12 protein-coding genes and 2 pseudogenes are annotated in these 13,465 nt (G+C 71.0%); 11 read left to right on the forward strand and 3 right to left on the reverse strand.

All coding sequences use genetic code 11. The features are described 5' to 3' along the window. Positions 1 to 65: 65 nt before the first annotated feature. Positions 66 to 767: pseudogene (locus ACFXC1_RS28845) on the reverse strand (nitrate- and nitrite sensing domain-containing protein); the annotation flags it as partial. Positions 768 to 873: 106 nt separating this feature from the next. Between ACFXC1_RS28845 and ACFXC1_RS28850 the strand changes: the two are divergent. The 8 genes and pseudogenes from ACFXC1_RS28850 (at position 874) to ACFXC1_RS28885 (ending at position 8,031) form a co-directional block, all read left to right on the forward strand. Beyond that, positions 874 to 2,243 (forward strand): annotated as a pseudogene (locus ACFXC1_RS28850) (IS1380 family transposase). A gap of 151 nt (positions 2,244 to 2,394) precedes the next feature. Continuing rightward, positions 2,395 to 2,751 carry a zinc-binding dehydrogenase gene (locus ACFXC1_RS28855; RefSeq protein ID WP_381247588.1) on the forward strand — a complete coding sequence of 119 codons (357 nt, stop codon included), beginning with the start codon at positions 2,395 to 2,397 and terminating at the stop codon, positions 2,749 to 2,751. Positions 2,752 to 2,913: 162 nt separating this feature from the next. Continuing rightward, positions 2,914 to 3,684: an SDR family NAD(P)-dependent oxidoreductase gene (locus ACFXC1_RS28860; protein WP_381247591.1), complete on the forward strand. Its 771-nt coding sequence runs from the start codon at positions 2,914 to 2,916 to the stop codon at positions 3,682 to 3,684. Positions 3,685 to 3,690: 6 nt separating this feature from the next. Then, positions 3,691 to 4,104, forward strand: coding sequence for a VOC family protein (locus ACFXC1_RS28865; protein ID WP_381247594.1), 414 nt, complete (start codon positions 3,691 to 3,693; stop codon positions 4,102 to 4,104). An 11-nt stretch (positions 4,105 to 4,115) separates the two neighbouring features. Next, positions 4,116 to 5,648, forward strand: coding sequence for an MFS transporter (locus ACFXC1_RS28870; RefSeq protein ID WP_381247597.1), 1,533 nt, complete (start codon positions 4,116 to 4,118; stop codon positions 5,646 to 5,648). A 144-nt stretch (positions 5,649 to 5,792) separates the two neighbouring features. Then, a complete protein-coding gene (locus ACFXC1_RS28875; RefSeq protein WP_381247600.1) occupies positions 5,793 to 6,431 on the forward strand; it encodes a YciI family protein in 639 nt (212 codons plus the stop codon). Positions 6,432 to 6,433: 2 nt separating this feature from the next. Next, positions 6,434 to 6,775, forward strand: a complete 342-nt coding sequence (locus ACFXC1_RS28880; RefSeq protein ID WP_381247602.1) for a YciI family protein — start codon at positions 6,434 to 6,436, stop codon at positions 6,773 to 6,775. Next, on the forward strand, positions 6,772 to 8,031 hold the full coding sequence (locus tag ACFXC1_RS28885; protein WP_381247605.1) for an RNA polymerase sigma factor: 1,260 nt from the start codon (positions 6,772 to 6,774) through the stop codon (positions 8,029 to 8,031). Before ACFXC1_RS28880 ends, ACFXC1_RS28885 begins: the two co-directional genes overlap by 4 nt. 13 nt (positions 8,032 to 8,044) lie before the next feature. On the opposite strand, the gene ACFXC1_RS28890 is transcribed toward ACFXC1_RS28885, so the two are convergent. After that, positions 8,045 to 8,887, reverse strand: coding sequence for a helix-turn-helix transcriptional regulator (locus ACFXC1_RS28890; RefSeq protein WP_381247783.1), 843 nt, complete (start codon positions 8,885 to 8,887; stop codon positions 8,045 to 8,047). Positions 8,888 to 9,041: 154 nt separating this feature from the next. On the opposite strand from ACFXC1_RS28890, the gene ACFXC1_RS28895 reads away from it, so the two are divergent. Then, positions 9,042 to 10,001: an NADP-dependent oxidoreductase gene (locus ACFXC1_RS28895; RefSeq protein WP_381247607.1), complete on the forward strand. Its 960-nt coding sequence runs from the start codon at positions 9,042 to 9,044 to the stop codon at positions 9,999 to 10,001. A gap of 10 nt (positions 10,002 to 10,011) precedes the next feature. On the opposite strand, the gene ACFXC1_RS28900 is transcribed toward ACFXC1_RS28895, so the two are convergent. Beyond that, positions 10,012 to 10,494: a MarR family winged helix-turn-helix transcriptional regulator gene (locus ACFXC1_RS28900; RefSeq protein WP_381247610.1), complete on the reverse strand. Its 483-nt coding sequence runs from the start codon at positions 10,492 to 10,494 to the stop codon at positions 10,012 to 10,014. A 127-nt stretch (positions 10,495 to 10,621) separates the two neighbouring features. Here ACFXC1_RS28900 and ACFXC1_RS28905 point away from each other — a divergent pair, with 127 nt between their 5' ends. Further along, the gene (locus tag ACFXC1_RS28905; RefSeq protein ID WP_381247612.1) at positions 10,622 to 11,587 is read left to right on the forward strand and encodes a zinc-binding dehydrogenase; all 966 of its coding nucleotides are present in this window, start codon (positions 10,622 to 10,624) and stop codon (positions 11,585 to 11,587) included. A gap of 55 nt (positions 11,588 to 11,642) precedes the next feature. Next, the gene (locus tag ACFXC1_RS28910) at positions 11,643 to 13,442 is read left to right on the forward strand and encodes an FAD-dependent oxidoreductase (protein WP_381247615.1); all 1,800 of its coding nucleotides are present in this window, start codon (positions 11,643 to 11,645) and stop codon (positions 13,440 to 13,442) included. Positions 13,443 to 13,465 lie beyond the last annotated feature (23 nt).

A 13,465-nucleotide genomic window follows, 5' to 3' on the forward strand; every position in this document is an offset into this window, starting at 1 on the left:
GCGACCACCGTGTTCTACACCTCTCATTTCGACGGCAGGCTCAGATGTGTATAAGAGACAGGTTCTCACACCGTCCAGAGAGCGGCAGCGGCCGCGACGAGGGCGGCGATCACCAGCAGGCCAAGGGCGAGGTAGCCGATTAGGGCGGCAGCGGCATCGGCACTGAGGGCCTTGGCGCGGGCCCGCGCGTCGGCGTCGACCCTGCGTTGCGCGTCGTACACGGTGCGGTCGGCGCGAATCATGTTGTTTGTGAACCCCGTGGCGTCGGCGTCGATCTTCGACCCGTCGGCGGCCTTGAGGGCCGCGTTCTCGATGACGTCGAGGCGCTTGGTCACCGGCGAGGAGAACATCTTCACGACGGCATCGCGCTGGGAGGGGGTGGCGATTCTGAAGAAGCGCGTCATGGCGGATACACGGGTCGCCCGCACCTCCGCGAAGTCCAGGTAGTTGGTTCCCCGGAACGAACCCGCGGCGAGAACACCGCTGAGCCGGCTGCCTTCCTGGCTACCGGCCTCCTTCGCGTCGGCGAGGGCCTGCAGGGCGGCAAGGTCGTCCCGCAACTGCCGGTCGCCGCGCGCGGCCTTCTCCTCGGTGGGGTCCGCGGCATTGAGCGCGCTGATCACGCCGGTGTAGTACGCGTAGGTGTTCTTCGGGTCGGCAGAGCCCGCGTCCACGGCGGCGCGGAACGTGGCCAGCCGGTCCAAGCGGCTCATCGCCCCTGCTACGACCGGCTCGTCGCGAAGCTCACTGCGGAAGGCGTCGACCTGCCCCCGGCTGCTGACGACCTGTCAGGCAGTAACTCAAGTGCTCCTGACCTGCAACGATAGGGCTTGTCGAAGGTCCTGTCGTTGCGAGGGAAGAAGCACTTCCCAGGTGAAGAAGCGTATCGGGTCCTCTCCGCGTGTCCGCGTCGAGGGCGGTGGAGTGGTCAGCCAGGCGGGCGGCGTGCTGCTGGTGGAGACCGTCCGTAAGACCGGGCTGGATCAGGCGATATCGAACGCGCTGACGCCCTGGTGCAAGCCGCGGACTGTGCACGACCCGGGCAAGATCCTGCTGGATGTGGCCCTGGCGGTCGCGCTGGGTGGGGACTGCCTCGCGGACGTAGGCATGTTGCGGGCCGAGCCGGGCGTGTTCGGGCCGGTGGCCTCAGACCCGACGGTCTCCCGCCTCGTCGATGCCCTCGGCTCGTCCGGGCTGAAGGCCCTCGATGTGCTCTGGACGGCACGGGCGGAAGTCCGCGAGCGGGTGTGGAAGTTGGCCGGCGAGGAGGCTCCGGACGCGGGCGGGCAAGTGATCGTGGACCTCGACGGAGTGCTCGTCATCGCTCACTCCGACAAGCAGGACGCCGCCGCGACCTGGAAGAAGACGTTCGGGCACCACCCGCTGATGGGCTTTGTCGACCACGGCCCAGGCGGCAGCGGGGAGCCGGTAGCCGGTCTGCTGCGGCCGGGCAACGCGGGCAGCAACACCGCCGCCGACCACATCGACGCCGCGAAGCTCGCTTTGGCCCAGTTGCCCAAGAAGTACCGGCGCGGACGGCAGACACTGATCCGTACCGACTCCGCCGGCGGTACCCACAAGTTCGTGACCTGGCTGGCGGCGAGGGGCCGGTGGCTGTCGTACTCGGTCGGCATGACCATCACCGATGCCATCCACGCCGCGGCGCTCCGCATCCCGGCCACCGCCTGGACGGTCGCCGTCGAGCCGGGCGACGAGATCCGCGACGGAGCCTGGGTGGCCGAACTCGACGGCGACTGCCTCAAGGGCCGGCCGGCGGGGATGCGGCTGATCGTGCGCAAGGAACGCCCGCATCCGGGCGCCCAGTTGCGCTTCACCGACGCCGACGGCACGCGACTGACCTGCTTCGCCACCAACACCAAGGACGTGCCGATCGCCGCACTCGAACTGCGCCACCGCCAGCGCGCCAGAGCCGAGGACCGCATCCGCGCCGCCCGCGCCACCGGCCTGCGCGACCTCCCCTCCACGACACCGCGCAGAACCGGATCTGGCTGGAGATCGTCCAGATCGCCCTGGACCTGCTGGCCTGGATGCCGATGCTCGCCCTGATCGGCACGGCCCGGCTGTGGGAACCCCGCCGCCTGCGGCTGCGGCTGCTGTCCACCGCCGCCCAGCTCGTCACGACCGGCCGCCGACACATCCTCCGCCTCGCCAAGCACTGGCCCTGGACCCACCTGATCACGGAAGCCCTGGCCCGGCTCGACACCCTCCCGAACCCCGGATGACCAGCACTCTCCCGTCCCCGCGAGCGGCACCATCCCGGCGGAGCCGTGGAACCCGGCGCCCACCCGACGCGACAGCCGGGCCCTCAGCCTGCCCCTCACCAGCCCGACAAGCCGAAACGGCCCGCCAATTGAACTGACGAGCCGTCACGACATGCCGAGGCTGGACGTCGTGATCGACATCGTGGGCGGGGCCCAACTGGTGTCCGCCTACGGCCTGTTGGCCCCGGGCGGCAGTCTGCAGAGCGTCGGCTGGGCCGCCGGGCGGGAGGCCGTGCTGCCCGTGGGTGTCACGCTCGGCAGCAGCACACCCAAGGCGATCGTGTCGGTCTACAACGGCGGTGGACTCACCGACCGGCAGGCGCAGTTGAGGCGGCTGCTCGCGCTGGTCGGCGACGGCCGGCTGCGGGTGCCGGTCGGCTGGCGCGGCCCGTGGGACCGGATCGCGGAGGCCGCCGAGGCGCTGAGCGGTCGCAGCCTGCGCGGGAAGGCCGTCCTCGACGTGCTCTGACGTTTCCTGTGAAACGCGGGGCGAGTCCGCCGCTCCGCGCCTCATACCAGCCATACGAACCCCCGATGGCCCTTCGCCGACCCATTTCTTGTTCTCGCCAATGGCCGTACCTACGCTGCCACCACCGCACCACGGCGGCACGGGACAAGGGACTTGGCAATCATGGGTCGACTGGCCGGGAAAATCGCTTTCATCAGTGGAACGGGGGCAGGAATAGGGCGGGCCGCGGCGCAGATATTCGCGACGGAGGGCGCCGAGGTTTTCGGCTGTGACATCGACGAGGACAGTGCCGCGGAAACCGTGGAACTCGTCGAAAAGGCCGGCGGAATCATGTGGTCCCTGGCCCCCGTGGACCTGTCCACCCAGGACGGCGCCCGCGAGTGGATCGAGGCCGGGATCGCGGCCTTCGGCGGGATCGACATCCTCTACAACAACGCCTCCGCGCTGCGGAACGGCCCGTTCGAGGCCATGCCCGCCGAGGACTGGTACTTCACCATCAAGAACGAGCTGGACATCCCCTACTTCTGCACCCAGGCCGCCTGGCCGCACCTGATCGCCCGTGGCGGCGGGGCCGTCCTCAACGTCGCCTCCGTGGCCGCCGTACGCGGGGCGCCGTTCATGCCGATGGTGCCCCACGGAGCCGCCAAGGGCGGGGTGTTGGCGATGAGCCTGCACCTGTGCGCGGCCGGTGCCCCGCACCGCATCCGCGTCAACACCATCGCCCCCGGCATGACCCGCACCTCCGCCACCGCGCCCTTCCTCGACGATCCGGACGGCCCCAGGGCCCAGTTGGAGGCGCGGATCCCGGTCGGGCGGGTGGGGCAGCCCGAGGACATCGCGCGGGCCGCCGCCTTCCTCTGCTCCGACGAGGCGGCCTTCGTCAACGGCGCCAACCTCATGGTCGACGGCGGCGACAGCGCGATGGCCGGCTGAGCCGCCGTGACCGTCCGACTCGACCACGTGGGCGTCAACGTGCGCGACCTGACCGCCCAAACCGCCTGGTACCAGGGCGCGTTCGGCCTGAAGACCGTCTTCGAGTTCCGCCTCGAAGGGCCCGGTCTGAGAGGTGTCGTACTGGAGCATCCGCGGGGTTGGCGCATCGAGCTGCTCGCCAGACCCGGCTCCGCCCCCGGCCTTCGCGCGCCGGACCCGATGACCGCCGTACTCACCGAGGGATACGGGCACTTCGCGGTCACCACCCCCGAACTCGACCCCGTCCACGAGGCGTTGGTGGCCCGTGGCGCGGGCGAGGTCATGGCACCCGGGCCGTCCCCCGAGCCCGGAGTGCGCATGGCCTGGGTCAGCGACCCCGAGGGAAATCTCATCGAACTCATAGAGAAAAACGCAGAGTGAGGGCACGCACGATGACGGAATCGATCTCCTTGAAAAGACTGGACCCCGGAACACTCATAGCATGCTGTCTCGCGGTCGCGGCGGCACAGTTGTGCATTACCGTTCCCTCGCCCATCAACGGGGAAATCCAGGCCGCATTCGGCGCCTCGGGTTCCCAGGTCGCCTGGGTCACCTCCGCGTTCATTCTCCCCACCGCGATTCTGGAACTGAATTTCGGTGTGGTGGGCGATCTCTTCGGCCGCAAGCGGCTGCTGGTGCTCGGCGGACTCGTCCTCGCGCTCGGTGAACTCCTCAACGCCACCTCGCAGAACATCACCATGATGTGGACCGGGCAGGCCCTGGCAGGCATCGGCGCCGCCGCGCTGTTCCCCAGCTCCCTCGCGGTCATCGCGGCGGCCACACCGGACGGCAAGGACCGGGCGAAAGCCGTCTCCACCTGGGCGCTGTCGATCTCCCTGGCCTCCGCGCTCGGCCCGCTGTCCTCCGGGGTCCTCGCCACGGTCGCCGACTTCCGCTGGGCGTTCGTGCCGCCGGTCGTCCTCGGTCTGATCGTCGCGGTCGCCTGCTGGAAGCTGGTCACCGACTCCAAGGCGCCCGAGGGCCGCGCGCTGGACTGGCCGGGCCAGATCACCATCGCCGTCGGCCTCACCGCCCTGCTCTGGGGCGTCATCGAGGGCGGCGACCGCGGCTGGGGCAGCGCGGCGATCGTGGGCGCGTTGACCCTGGCGGCCGTCGCGCTCGTCGGGTTCGTCGTCGCGGAGACCCGCGCGGCCTCCCCGATGTTCAACCTCGGCCTGCTGAAGATCCCCTCGTTCGCGGCGGCGGCGGTCGTCGCGCTGGCCGGCATGTTCGGCTTCATCGGCACCGCCTACTGCGTCTCGATCCGCCTCGGCGCGGTCATGCACCTGAGCCCGCTGCGGGCCGGAATGCCCTTCGTGATCCTCCAGTTGATCCCGCTGCTGCTCGCGCCGATGCTCAGCAGGATGCTCACCAGGATCGACGCCCGCTGGCTCCTGATGGGCGGCCTGCTGCCCATGGCCGCCGGCCAGTTCTGGATCGCCGCGCTGCCCATCACCACCACCTCCCTCGCCGCCTTCATCGGCCCGGTGCTGCTCCTCGGCGTCGGCTTCATCTGCGTGGTGTCCTCGCTGACGTCCGCCGCCGTGAACGCCGTACCGATCAACATGACCGGCATGGCCAGCGGCGCGACCAGCCTGGTCCGCGAGTTCGGCCAGGGCCTCGGCCCGGCCGTCATCAGCACCATCGCGATGAGCGCGGCCTCCTCCGCCCTCGTCGGCAAGCTCAGCGGGGCCGACGCGGGCATGGAGAAGGCGGCCGGACCCCTCGCCGTCGTCAACGCGGGCAGCGCCCAGGCCAAGGCCGCCGCGCAGACCGCCCTCGGCCACGGCATGGCCCTCGGCGTGGTCATCTGCGGCTGCGCCTCCCTGCTGGGCGCGGTCGTCACCCTGCTGCTGGTGCGCAAGAACACCGAGCGCGCGGCGGTGGGGGCGGCGGAGCCGTCGGTACAGGCCGCCACCGCGTAGGACGTACGTCGTAGAAGGAGGCCGGGGCCTTGTCGCCCCGGCCTCTTCGCGTTCTCCCGAAGAAATTCTTCGAAGGGGGTGTCGATCCGGCCCGGCCGCGTTCGTCGGTGGGGTGTAGGAAGCTCATGAGGACCGGGAGGATCCATGAAGTACATGCTGCTCGTGTGCGGAGACGACACCGCCGACGCCTCCGGTATGGCGCCCGTCGAACCCTGGGTGGAGGAACTGGGCGACCGCGGCGTACGGCTGCACGGCCACCGGCTCGCGCTGCCCGCCGACGCCGTCACCGTACGGGTGCGCGGCGGGGAGGTGCTCCGTACGGACGGGCCGTTCGCGGAGACCAAGGAGTACGTCGCCGGATTCGACATCCTGGAGTGCGACACCCTGGAGGAGGCCGTCGAGGCCGCCGCCAAGCATCCCGTGGCCACCATCGGTGCCATGGAGGTGCGCCCCTTCTGGCCGATGGACGGGGAGGAGGACGGCGAGACACAGATCCGCGCGCTCGACGCCGAACGGCCCGGGACCGCCGCCTTCCGCAAGGCCGTGGAGGACGTCGTCGGGGGCGTGACCTGGCCGCTGACCCGCGAGGTGCTGGAGTTCAGCGTCCACGTCGACGAGTCCGTCGCCTTCGGCCACGCCCTCGTCCGGCTGCGCGGCACCCGCAGCGACGGCCGGCCGCTGGACGACGTACTGCGCGTGACCACCGGCTACCGCAACACCGGCCTGCGCTGGGAGATCATCCACGAGCACATCTCACTCGCCACCGAGAAGACCGGGGAGTAGCCGTGAAGTACGTCCTGCTCATCTGCACCCCCGTCGGAGGCGAGGAACTCAGCCCCGCCGAGATCGCCGCCGACCCCCGTTTCACCTCGTACATCGAGGAGGTCCGCGGTCGTGACCTGATGCGCGGCGGGGCCCGGCTGCGGCCGGCCTCCGACGCCACCACCGTCCGCGTCCAGGGCGACGAAGTCCTGCTCAGCGACGGGCCGTTCGTCGAGTCCAAGGAGTACGTGGCGGGCATCGACATCATCGAGGTCGCCGACCTGGACGAGGCGATCTCACTCGCCTCCCGGCACCCCGCCGCGCTCGCCGGCGGCTCGGTCGAGGTGCGGCCGGTCTGGGAGTGAACGTGCCGGACGTCGAGGAGGCGGTCGCCGCCGCCTTCCGCGAGGAGTGGGGCCAGGTCGTCGCCACCCTGATCCGGGTGACCGGCGACTGGGACCTCGCGGAGGAGTGCGCGCAGGACGCCTTCGCCCAGGCGCTCGACCGGTGGCGGCGCGACGGTGTCCCGCGCCGCCCCGGCGCCTGGCTGACCACCACCGCCCGCAACCGCGCCCTCGACGTCCTGCGCCGGGAGGCGGTCGGGGCGGCGAAACTCCGGGAGGTCGCGGTGCTGGGGCGGGACGAGGGACCGTACGACCCGGAGTACGACGGTGACGACAGCGGGGTCGAGGACGACCGGCTGCGGCTGCTCTTCACCTGCTGCCATCCCGCGCTGCCCATCGAGGCCCGGGTCGCGCTGACGTTGCGCACGCTCGCGGGGCTGACCACTCCCGAGATCGCCCGTGCCTTCCTCGTCCCCGAGGCGACCATGGCGCAGCGGCTGGTGCGCGCCAAGAAGAAGATCCGCAACGCCGGTATCCCCTACCGGGTACCGCCCGCGCATCTGCTGCCCGAGCGCACAACGGGTGTGCTCGGCGTGGTCTACCTCCTCTTCAACGAAGGCTACGCGGCCACATCAGGCGCAGACCTCGTCCGGACGAACCTCTGCGCGGAGGCGATCCGACTGGCCCGTGTGCTGGCCCGGTTGATGCCGGACGAGCCCGAAGTGCTGGGCCTGCTGGCGCTGTTGCTGCTGCACGACGCCCGCCGCGACACGCGCGTGGACGCGGCGGGTGAGTTGGTGACACTAGAGGACCAGGACCGTACGGCGTGGGACCGGTCGGAGATCGACGATGGCGCCGCCCTCCTGGAGACGGCCCTGCGCCGGGGCCGCCCCGGGCCGTACCAGATCCAGGCCGCCATCGCCGCCTGTCACACCACCGCGCCCACGGCCGAGGAGACGGACTGGGCCGATATCGCGGGCCTGTACGGCGAGTTGGAGCGCCTCGTGCCCTCGGCCGTGGTGCGCCTCAACCGCGCCGTGGCGGTCGGCATGGCCCAACACCCGCAAGCGGGGCTTGAGTTGGTGGCCGAGCTGGAGCGCTCGGGTGAACTGGCCGACTACCACCTGCTGCCCGCGACCCGCGCCGATCTGCTGCGCCGCAGCGGTCGTACGGCGGAGGCGGCCGAAGCGTACGGACGGGCGCTGGAGTTGGTGGAGAACGCGGCGGAGCGAAGGTTTCTGGAGCGGCGGCTCGCGGGACTCCGGCCGGGCGGCTGACCGAGGGCCGGCCTCAGCGGACGTCGAGCAGGCCGGCGAGGAGTTGGAGTCGTTCGGCGTCGAGGCTGCCTTCGGCGGCGGTGCAGACCATGAGGGCGGGGCCGGGGTTGCCCGGTATCGGGTAGGCGTCCCAGTCCAGGTTCAGTTCGCCGACCCGGGGGTGGTCGAGGCGCATCTGTCCGCGGGTGGGTTCTTCCACGTCGTGGAGGGCCCACAGGGCCGCGAACTCGTCGCTGCGGACGGCGAGTTCACCCACCAGCTCGACGGCACGCGGGTGGCCGGGATCGGCGGCGACGTGCGTCCGCAGCATCCCGATCAGTTCCGCTACCGTGGCCGCCCGGTTCGGACAGGTCCGGTCGGCCTCGGGGCGGAGGAACAGTGCAAGCAGGTTCCGCTCCCGCTGGGGCTGCCGGGTGAAGTCGCCCAGCAGGGCGCCGCCGAGCGGGTTCCAGGCCAGTACGTCGAGGAAGCGGCCGACGACCAGAGCGGGCGCGGTCATGCCGTGCAGCAGCCGTAGCGTGGTGTCCGGTACCTCCTCCGGCTCGTACGAACGCGGCGGGCGGCCCGGAGTACGCGCGGCGGCGGCGAGGCTGTGCAGGTGGCGCGACTCCTCGGCGGAGAAGTTCAGGGCGCGCGCGAGGGCGTCGAGGACCTGTTCGGAGGGGCGGACGTCGCGTCCCTGCTCCATGCGCTGGTAGTAGTCCGAACTCACCCCCGCCAGCAGGGCCAGCTCCTCGCGCCGCAGCCCCGCCACGCGCCGCCTCCCGCCGGGCTCCAGTCCAACGTCCTCCGGCCGCAGCCGAGTTCGGCGGGTGCGCAGGAACTCCGCGAGTTCGCGTCGGGGATCGTCGCTCATGGCGTGGGAGGAGTCGGTCACCGCGCCAGTATGCCGTCGGTGCGGCCCGCGAGGGTGGGTCTGCCGGACCCAGGAAAGGGAGAACGACCGTGATGTCGCGTGCGGGGTCCAGCATCGGATCAACCACACAGCGGGCCACGGAAGGAACAGCGACATGAAGGCCGTTCAGATCACGGGTTTCGGTACGGCGGACGTACTGCAGGTCAACGAGGTCGACCGTCCCACCCCCGACGCGGGAGAGGTCCTCGTGTCGGTCGAGGCGTCCAGCGTGAACGGGCACGATGTGATCGTCCGGGCAGGGGAGTTGAAGCTGGTGTCGGGGCGCCGCTTCCCGATCGGTGTGGGGCTGGACTTCGCCGGTGTCGTCGCCGCGACCGGCGCCGGTGTCGAGGGCTACCGGGTCGGTGACCGGGTGTGGGGCATGGTGCATCCCCGGCAGCGGCACTCCGTCGCGGGGGCGGCGGAGTACGTCGTGGTTCCGACGGAGCGCATCTCGCACGCCCCGGCGGACCTCTCGTCGGTCGAGGCGGCCGCCCTGGTGGTCGCCGGTTCCACGGCGCTGATCGCGCTGCGCGACAGTGTGCGCCTGGCGAGCGGGGAACGGGTCCTGGTGCGGGGTGCGGCCGGCGGAGTCGGTACGGCCGCCGTGCAGTTGGCGCACGCGATGGGCGGCCACGTGACCGCGCTGGCCCGCGACCGGCACGCCGAGCTCCTCACCGACCTCGGCGCCGACGAGGTGCTGGACTACGGCTCCACCACCTCGGAGCAGATCGGGCCGTTCGACGTCATCGTCGACACCGTCGGCACCGAACTGCACTGCTACCGAGGCCGGTTGGCCAAGGGCGGCCGCATGGTCACCGTGGGACTCTCCCCGTCCGCCATTGCCGCGATCGCCGCGTCGAGCGTGCACGGCTCCCGCCGTATCCGCACCTTCAGCGCCAACCCCGAGACGCCCGTGCTGCGCGAGGTGGCCGACCGGGTCGCCTCGGGTGCGCTGCGCCCTGTGATCGACAGTGTGTATCCGCTCGCGGACATCGCCGCGGCGCACCAGGCGTTCGAGCGCGGCGGTGTCGTGGGCAAGCATGTAGTGACGGTGCCGCGCGGCTCCCTCTGACGGAGTCCGGTCAGCGGGGATCGGTGCGCAGGTCGATGCCGCGGGTGTGGGCGTCGGCGGTCACGATCCGCGTCGCCATCCGCGACAGCCGCTCCCGGTCGGTGCCTGGAAGAGGCTCGACACACCTCTCGATCCGCTCGGCGAACTGCGCGGCGACCTGCTCCACGAGCTGTCGGCCGGCGTCGGTGATCGACACCTGGAACGAGCGGCGGTCGACGGTACTGGCCGTACGGGTGACCAGGCCCCGGCGCTGCGCCCGGTCGACGAGGCCTGTCATCGAGGACTTGTCGAGGCCGAGGTGCCGGCCGAGCTGGTTCATCGTCGGCTCCCGGTCCCGCAGTATCCCGAGCATCCGGGTCTGGACGAGCGACAGGTCGTACTGCGCCGCGATTTCGGCGAGTGCGCTCTGCACCAGGAACGACAGCTGGGCGAGGGCGTCGACCAGGCCGAGGTCCTCGGCCGCCGGGGGCGGGGTGTCGTGCGGTGGGGTCATGTTCCGGATTCTACTTGCAAAGGTACGTGGCACCTACTAATTTAATTTGTGCGACGTACTTTCCGCATCACGTACTTTCTGTGTCGCGTACTTTCCGTGCCACGTACCACACCTGAGGAGAGCTCTCATGGACGTCCACGCCGCGGTGGTCAGCTCGTTCGACAACCCGCCCCGCTACGAGCCCTTCGACCTGCCCGCGCCGACCGACGAGGACCAGGAGATCGTCGACGTCCTCGCCGTGGGCCTGCACCCCCGAGTCCGCACCGGCGCGTCGGGCAGCCACTACACCAGCACCGGGAAGCTGCCGATGGTGCCGGGCGTCGACGGGGTCGGTCGGCGTGCGGACGGGAGCCTGGTGTACTTCGTCGCCGACGACGAACTGGTCGGCCCGATGGCCACCCGGACCGTCATCGACAGTCGGCACAGCATCCCGCTGCCCGACGGCGCGGACGTCGTGAAGATCGCCGCCGCGATGAACCCCGCCATGTCGTCCTGGGTGGCGCTGCGCCGCCGCGTCCCGATCGAGGCAGGGCAGTCGGTGCTCATCCTCGGCGCCACCGGCAACGCCGGACAGATGGCCGTCCAGGTCGCCAAGCGGCTCGGTGCCGGGCGGGTCGTCGGCGCCGGACGCGACCGGGCCCGCCTGGCGGCCCTGCCCGGAATCGGCGCGGACGCGACCGTCGCGCTCACCGACGACGCCGAGGCCACCGCGACGGCGCTGGCCAAGGAGGCCGCCGAAGTCGACCTGGTCATCGACTACTTGTGGGGCAAGCCCGCCGGTGACGCGATCATGGCGGTGCTGCGGGCCCGCGCCGACCGGAGCCGTGCCCTGAACTGGATCCAGATCGGCGCCATGGCGGGTCCCACCATCGAACTCCCGTCAGTGGCACTGCGCTCGGCCAACTTCCGGCTCCAGGGCAACGGCCAGGGCGCCGTGTCGACCAGGACGTACCTGGAGGAACTCCCGTCCCTCGTCGAGGAGATCGAGAGCGGCGGCATCGCGGTCACCGCCAAGGCGGTACCTCTCGCCGACGTCGAGAGCGTCTGGAACGCGCCCGAGGTCCCGGGCGTGCGCACCGTCCTGGTGCCCTGACCCCGGCGTCCCCTTCATGCAACTCGTACTGGAATTACCCAAGGAGCCTGGAGCCATGTCCCACACCACGGACACCGACGTCATCATCTGCGGCACCGGCGCGGCCGGTCTGACCCTCGCCCTCGACCTCGCCCGCAGGAACATCGCCTTCCTGCTGATCGACAAGGCGCCGCAGCCGTTCGTAGGGTCCCGGGGCAAGGGCATCCAGCCCCGCAGCCAGGAGGTGTTCGAGGACCTCGGCGTGATCGACCGGATCGTCGCCTCAGGCGGCGAGTATCCCGTCCAGCGCGTCTACACCGCCGACGGGCCCATCGACCAGGTCGGCGTGGAGATGTCGGAGCCGACGCCCGAGGAGCCGTACCAAATACCCTTGCTCGTCCCGCAGTTCCTCACCGAGCGCCGACTGCGCGAACGGCTGGTCGAGCTGGGTCACGTCCCGCACTACGGCCACGAACTCGTCGGATTCGACCAGGACGGCGACGGCGTGACCGCGCGCATCACCACCCCGGACGGCCAACAGGCCGTACGCGCAAAGTACTTGATCGGCGCCGACGGCGGATCGAGCTTCGTCCGCAAGGCACTTGGCATCGGCTTCCCCGGCAAGACCCTCGGGGTACGGGCGATCGTGGCCGACGTGTACGTCGACGGCGTCTCGGCGGACGCCTGGCACCGCTGGGGCGAGGACACCGCGGGACAGGTGTCGATGTGCCCGCTCTACGGCACCGACATGTTCCAGCTCCAGGCCCCCGTCCCCTTCGACGTCGACCTGGACCTCTCGGCCGAGGGACTCACCGCCTTCTTCCGCGAACGCACCGGCCGCGACGACGTCGTCATCCGCTCCGTGTCCTGGGCGTCCGCCTTCCAGATGAACGCCCGGCTGGCCGACACCTACCGGCGGGGTCGCGTGTTGCTGACCGGGGACGCCGCGCACTGCCACCCGCCGACCGGTGGACAGGGCCTCAACACCAGTGTCCAGGACGCCTACAACCTCGGCTGGAAGCTCGCCGCCGTACTCGACGGCGCCCCGGACTCCCTGCTGGAGACGTACGAGCAGGAACGCCGGCCCATCGCCGAAGCCGTCCTCGGCCTGTCCGAGAAGCTGCTCGAAGCCGCCAAGAACCGTGACATCCACCGGGGCCGCGAGGTCAGCCAGCTCGACCTCGGCTACCTGAACTCGCCCCTCTCGCTGCACAGTTCAGCGCGCGACAAGGGCGTACTTGCCGGCGACCGCGCGCCCGACGCGCCCGTCGCCGGCGCGGGCGGCCTCCCCACCCGCCTGTTCAGCCTGTTCCAAGGACCTCACTGGACCCTCCTCGGCCACGACGTCGACGAGGCTTCCGCCCCGGCACCGCGCCCCGGCCTGCACATCCACACCATCGGCACCCGGGGCGACATCGTCGACAGCGGCGACCGCGTCCAGAGCGCCTACGGACTCTCCTCCGAGCAGTGGGTGCTCGTCCGCCCGGACGGATACGTCGCCGCCGTGGTCGACACCGCCGAACTCCCCACCGTAGAAGCCTACTTGGACACCGTCGGCGTACGGCCCCTCGCGGCGACCCGACCCACCGCCACGGAAGCGAGCACCGACATGCCCACAGAGACCTCGTCCGACAGCACCGGCACTCCGCGCACCCGGCGCGAGCACCGGCAGGCCCGAAGCGCCGCCGAGCAGCGGCTCGCCACCGCCCAACGCGAACTCCACCAGCTCTCGCGCCAGGTCCAGCGCGACCTGCGCAGCGTCCGGCGGCACGGCGAGACGACCGCCATCGTCGCCCGCTCGAACTTCGCCGAACTCGCGGTCAAGAGCATCAACCGGCTGACCGCCAACTTCCGCACCGACCGCACCGATCAGTAGCGCCGCACTCCTCGCCCACGACG

Source organism: Streptomyces hokutonensis, from assembly GCF_042751305.1.
GTDB lineage: Bacteria > Actinomycetota > Actinomycetes > Streptomycetales > Streptomycetaceae > Streptomyces > Streptomyces hokutonensis_A.

What these genes read in the sequence shown, in the direction of transcription:
- ACFXC1_RS28855 (WP_381247588.1), top strand. Translation starts at nt 2,395, where the DNA reads ATGCCGAGGCTGGACGTCGTGATCGACATCGTGGGCGGGGCCCAACTG.
- ACFXC1_RS28860 (WP_381247591.1), top strand. Translation starts at nt 2,914, where the DNA reads ATGGGTCGACTGGCCGGGAAAATCGCTTTCATCAGTGGAACGGGGGCA.
- ACFXC1_RS28870 (WP_381247597.1), top strand. Translation starts at nt 4,116, where the DNA reads ATGACGGAATCGATCTCCTTGAAAAGACTGGACCCCGGAACACTCATA.
- ACFXC1_RS28875 (WP_381247600.1), top strand. Translation starts at nt 5,793, where the DNA reads ATGAAGTACATGCTGCTCGTGTGCGGAGACGACACCGCCGACGCCTCC.
- ACFXC1_RS28890 (WP_381247783.1), bottom strand. Translation starts at nt 8,887, where the DNA reads ATGAGCGACGATCCCCGACGCGAACTCGCGGAGTTCCTGCGCACCCGC.
- ACFXC1_RS28895 (WP_381247607.1), top strand. Translation starts at nt 9,042, where the DNA reads ATGAAGGCCGTTCAGATCACGGGTTTCGGTACGGCGGACGTACTGCAG.
- ACFXC1_RS28900 (WP_381247610.1), bottom strand. Translation starts at nt 10,494, where the DNA reads ATGACCCCACCGCACGACACCCCGCCCCCGGCGGCCGAGGACCTCGGC.
- ACFXC1_RS28905 (WP_381247612.1), top strand. Translation starts at nt 10,622, where the DNA reads ATGGACGTCCACGCCGCGGTGGTCAGCTCGTTCGACAACCCGCCCCGC.
- ACFXC1_RS28910 (WP_381247615.1), top strand. Translation starts at nt 11,643, where the DNA reads ATGTCCCACACCACGGACACCGACGTCATCATCTGCGGCACCGGCGCG.